This window comes from Paenibacillus baimaensis, from assembly GCF_025567575.1.
The window spans coordinates 1-5,257 of the sequence record NZ_JAOQIO010000019.1; the positions used below are offsets into that span (position 1 = coordinate 1).

The following is a 5,257-nucleotide window of genomic DNA, read 5'->3' on the forward strand; positions in this document are numbered from 1 at the left end:
AAACCATGAAATCCTGCGAGTAGACGAGCTTGCGTGAGGAATTTAAATCATACCGAGGGAGTTGAACAATATGATATAAACTGCTCAATCGCACAGCCAACCAGTTTGTAAGAGTGAAAGCTTCATTCATTAGAATGAATCATTTCCTGTGCAATTCATATTAATCCTTTGTACTCACTTCATTAAGCTCATGTAATTGGTGGTTATTGGAACTTGTTTAAACCCCCATTTTTCGTAGAACATCACTTTATTATCTGCGCAAAATAAATCAACGCGTTCGATACCCTTTATTAATGTACTATTAACGACCGCTTCGATTAGCAACCTTCCAAATCCTTCGCCTTGGAATTGTTTCAAAACGATAACATCATATATCGTTGCTCGGAAAACGTAGTCTGTCACAACTCTCGTAAATCCTATTAGTTGATCTGATTCAGAATCACATAAACCAAATATATACGAGTTATCAATCATCTCTCGAACTTGATCACTCGTTCTTGTTTTTGTCCATGACGCTTCATTGTATAAGTTCATTAAATCTTGAAAATGCCTTTCTGATAGCTGATTTACAATATAGGTGCGATTCATCATTTTACTTCCTTTTTCAATATATTTTAAGATCTCACAGAACGTGTATTTACAAATTTCGCAAATATCCTTAAATTATTCGCGAAGTGATCGAACTATCCTGCCGTTTAGCTTATTGAAAAATAGAGCAGCTCTCGCTGAGCAAACTGCTCCCTGGTTCGTTTCACTAACGTTCTTCGATAGCCTAATGAACAGGTTAATTAGCCCTCATTTCCGTTTGGTTCAATGTCGTATTGCCACTCCGTATCAAAATAGCCTCTTCCAATAAAAAACTCAGCAAGCATTTTTCTTTGACGAATCTCTAAATCCCTAAAAGGCGCGGCTGAAAAAGAAATTTTACTAAATCGTTCTAGGAAATGAGGTCCTTCCGAAAACTTTCTCATCGCTCCCATTCCGACATCGTTCGCAGCCCAAACAACCCTACTAATACTAAAAGATAATAAAATAGAGCAAGTACACATAGGACAAGGTTCGCAAGTTGAATACAGTGTGTATCTTTTTTTTAGAAATTTCTTATTCTTAACGTCAAGCATTGTTGTCCCGGCTTCTCTTATTGCATCAACCTCTGCATGAGCCGTAGTATCTGACTCTGAAAAGACTTTGTTATGTCCCCTGCTGATAATGGTACCTTCAGAATCAACAATAACAGCACCAATTGGATATGTCCCTTCAACTTTAGCTTTTTCAGCTTCAATAAATGCCTCTAGTAAAAATTTACGATTATCCAGCATAAATTATTTCCCCTTCACGATTAATGCTATCCTCAAAAACAATAATAACATTTCCCGTATTTTACCATAAATTTTTAAGTTATCATCCATTCTGTTGAAGAATTCTGCCCGTTACTTCAATGAAAAAACAGACTGCGGTGGCGGTCTGCCTCATTCAACTATCGGAACCGTTGAGTAACCACGTGATATTATTTTTTTATGTTGTCTAAGATAGATTTAACAAAATTAGTTTTGTCATCTGCATATTTATGTTTATTACTTTTATTTACTGTCGATAAATCTTGTTTAAGTTGTTCATATTGAATTCTTGCTGTTTCGTTATATCTCAAATAATCTCTAAAAGCCAACTGTTCTAATAGATATTTATTTCCACTTTGGTACATATGAATTTGGTGTGTTCGTGGTTCACCTTTATTAAAGTAATGTCTATCTGGTAAGACATTAGTTCCTTTATATGCATAACCAAGTGTTTCTAACGGAGTAATACACTTTTCACCATCCTGAAACTCATTAATTTCAATAGCAATATCAATGATTGGCTTTGCACTTAAATGTTTAACTGCTGTACTTCCAATGTGGTGAACAGCTAAAATATACTGACCAACTACCTCTTGTATCTGATCTTTCTCTAATAAGTATTCCTTTTGCCATTCATTTGACCAAGGAACTAAAAAAACCTGACCTTTTGGTAATCCAAGCATTTCAACCCTCCCATAACTGAACTTTCTCAGCGGCAATTTAGAGGGAACGAACGAATCAATTTCGATGCCCTAAACTGCTTGGCTTTAATTTCTCTGATTGCTTGGCCAAATACTCTTTCAGCAAATTTATTGTTACTTCTTCGATCTCGATATCACCGAGTTCGATGATCAGCATCTTAAACTGAAGAGAGTAAGCCTTTATAGTGTGCGGGCTGAATCCTAAAATACGTTTATCAGCCTCATAGAACTTCCATAAATCGTTCAATTTCATAACAAAACCCTCCCAATTTTTTAGTTACCTCTAGCTTTACTAGAATTGGGAAGGTTTAATCTAATACTACCATTTGGATCACTATGCTTATGTATTCGTTAGTGGAGAAGGCAGCCAATTTTTCATTTGCTTTCCACGTAGTGCAAGATTAACAATAAACTACAAAAGTGATTAACGATCAAATCTTAAATATATTTACCAGCTAGCTAACTCCTCTTCCTTGGACCGAGCTTATTCTCCATCCCTCTCCATCTCGCTGTATGGTAATTCGACTGCTTGCAGCAGCAAGACCAGTTTTGAATATGTAACCATCGATCAGAATGCTGTCTTTTGCATATACAACTTTCTCCACAATCAGAAGTACCCCTTCAAGGGCATTTACGTCACGCACCATTCCCTTTGCCTTCAATTCATCGAAGGATGCTTTCATAACCAGTACGCCATTGCCGTTTAAGGATTGAAGAATTTCCTCCATATCTCCTTCCCCAAGATCCTTTAGCCCTGTGGGATCGACTGCAATATATTTCATCTCCCTAGTCAAGCCCGGATCGCTTTTCAATAACGCATTTACCGCTAATCCATAGACCAGTCCCATGTCCGGAGTCGGAGGAATAACCTCTCCCCACGCTTCTAATTTGGTTAAGGAAAACTGCTCACCTGTCTCCGCGTCAAGGGTAACAATCGTTTTGTTACTGGCCGGATACAGACCGTTTACTTTCCAAACAGCACGATCCATTAACTGGCTATTTGAATCATTGCGGTGAATATCGATAAACTGTGCTTCCCAACGAACATCATTATTAAGCTTGTCGGTGGATTTGGCCAGTGTAATTGCGGATGATTTTGAAATATACACAGGGCTTGCCTTAACCGATACCGTTTGCAATAACTCATCATAATTTACTTGCAGACCGGTATTTTCAGCAATAAAACGAATCGGGAGATAGATATGCCCCTCATAATTCAGACTCTTATACGGGTCTTCAACTATTTTCTCCTCCCCGTTAAACATATATCTAGCATTGAATAAATACATCTGTACCGTGTCAGAGGCATAGCCTACCGAAGCTGCCGATATCCCCAGACCTAAAACAAGACCTGAAATAAATTTTTTCATTCCATCTCTCCTCATACTAGAGCTATAGAATTAGACTCCTGAACTATCAAAATGTTTCTTTAAATGGGAATATAATCCTATTAGTTCCTTAAACCAAAGGAAAAAGGAAAGGAAGAAATAGCAAAGAGCCGCTCTTGCCGCGAGGCAGCCTTTTCGCTGTGTTAAACTATAGTTCTCCGTTCGTCCATTGAAGCAGCTTCAGTTTTCTTAATTTAAAAGGAACACAAATTAGAGCTATGCCTGCAAGAACAAATATAGAACCGTGGGTCATAAGTGAGGGAGTAGTGGCAGGTATAAGCATTCCTAGCTCATATATGGATTCCCCACGACCCTGGGTTAACAAAACTACAATTCCTTCATAATGGATCGTTCAACACAAGGTTCCTGAAACTTAATAGGTATCTCTGGCATATCATATTCTTCACATACCTCAAAAAACCATGATAACAGTACCTTTCTTATTTCATAGCACCAATCTGCTAAATATTCTAAATTCGATGGCTCATTTAACTTGTTACCGTCAAACCAAATAAATTCAAAAGTATATTTATGATTAGGTCTTAAATTTAAGAAAGCCATAGCTTCTAAATAACCATTCATCTTAATTATTTTTTCATTTACTTTCATTTACCCCCCCCTCTTTAACCACTCTATGTTACCATTATATGGGTAATGGGAGTAGTTGCAATACTAAAGAAACTTACCCGTTAGTTGAGGAAAGGTTGCCATGCGGCTGCCCTCTCGTTATTGAACTATCGTATCCCGTTAGGTCAATCGTCAATTCCATAAATAACTATGTCATTTCGCATAACTGAACAAATTTTAAAGAATAAGGGATCCTCTGACTGCCGCTACAGCCGGAGAATCCCTATTAAAGTAACGTGCCCTTTAGGCCGCTGGGTCAAACGCACAACTAAGCTGGAACGTAGGTCAACCTGATCACCTTCTCGCCAATTCGATCGCTTGCCACGAGGCGCAGCGGCGGCCGCGGACCGGCGAAGAACGGCTTGCCGTGACCCAGCACGACTGGATGGAGATAGAGTCGATACTCATCAACGAGACCGAGCTCCGTTAGACTGTGGGCCAACTCCGGCCCGGCAACTTCAATCTCCCCTTCATGCTGAGCCTTCAGCCCACGTATGGCCGCTGCGAGGTCGCCCTCGATCAGAGAAGCGTTCGGACCGACGGACTTTAACGTCCTCGACACCACCCACTTCGGTTTGCTTTGCCACGCCGCTGCGTATTCCCGTTCCGGCGCATCCCATTCAAAATGGTCTCCGTCCCAATACCGCATGATCTCGTACATGCGGCGCCCGTACAGGCTGCCCGCCAGGCCGCGCACGTCGTCGATGAAATGACGGAATAGCACGGGGTCGGGCTGAAATGCCGTGTGGTCGTGGTCGACGAATCCGTCCAGAGACTGGTTCAATGCGAAAACGATCTTTGCCATGCGACTGACTCTCCTCCCTGGTTTTCTCGCACATTCATCATCAAGATTACACGTTCCATATGCAGCCTCCTTTATGTCTACATTTTATCATCCAAAAGCATGTCCGGTTTCTCATGGATTGCTAATGTGCACAGTCCTGGCCTGACCGAATACAAATTTAATATAACGAAAGATGGTAAACTAAACAATTCTGCCCGTTAGTTTAGCCAGTTACAGGTCAGTCTACTGTTTGTCGGCAATCGGACAATGTTCTTGTCATGAATCGGGAATCGGATCAAGTTCTTGTCATCGCCAAATGACAAGAACTTGATCCGATAACTAAAAAAGCCCGCGGTTTACGTGGACCTCATTCGGACAATGTTCTTGACAACCGACATTCATCGATTGCATTATAATTGT

Annotated in this window: 7 protein-coding genes; all 7 read right to left on the reverse strand. The window is 40.2% G+C overall.

Annotated elements, in window-relative coordinates; genetic code table 11:
- Positions 1-174: 174 nt before the first annotated feature.
- Entirely contained in the window at positions 175-588 is a 414-nt protein-coding gene (locus tag OB236_RS08300) for a GNAT family N-acetyltransferase (RefSeq protein WP_262683536.1), read from the reverse strand.
- A gap of 200 nt (positions 589-788) precedes the next feature.
- A complete protein-coding gene (locus OB236_RS08305; protein WP_262683537.1) occupies positions 789-1,319 on the reverse strand; it encodes a nucleoside deaminase in 531 nt (176 codons plus the stop codon).
- Between the two features lie 188 nt (positions 1,320-1,507).
- Positions 1,508-2,020 (reverse strand): GrpB family protein, encoded by a 513-nt coding sequence (locus OB236_RS08310; protein ID WP_262683539.1) that lies wholly within the window; start codon positions 2,018-2,020, stop codon positions 1,508-1,510.
- 55 nt (positions 2,021-2,075) lie between these two features.
- On the reverse strand, positions 2,076-2,291 hold the full coding sequence (locus tag OB236_RS08315; RefSeq protein WP_262683540.1) for an integrase: 216 nt from the start codon (positions 2,289-2,291) through the stop codon (positions 2,076-2,078).
- A gap of 202 nt (positions 2,292-2,493) precedes the next feature.
- A complete protein-coding gene (locus OB236_RS08320) occupies positions 2,494-3,408 on the reverse strand; it encodes a copper amine oxidase N-terminal domain-containing protein (protein WP_262683541.1) in 915 nt (304 codons plus the stop codon).
- A 345-nt stretch (positions 3,409-3,753) separates the two neighbouring features.
- Entirely contained in the window at positions 3,754-4,035 is a 282-nt protein-coding gene (locus OB236_RS08325) for a hypothetical protein (protein WP_262683542.1), read from the reverse strand.
- A 286-nt stretch (positions 4,036-4,321) separates the two neighbouring features.
- Positions 4,322-4,858 carry a dihydrofolate reductase family protein gene (locus tag OB236_RS08330; protein ID WP_213586361.1) on the reverse strand — a complete coding sequence of 179 codons (537 nt, stop codon included), beginning with the start codon at positions 4,856-4,858 and terminating at the stop codon, positions 4,322-4,324.
- Between the last annotated feature and the right edge of the window lie 399 nt (positions 4,859-5,257).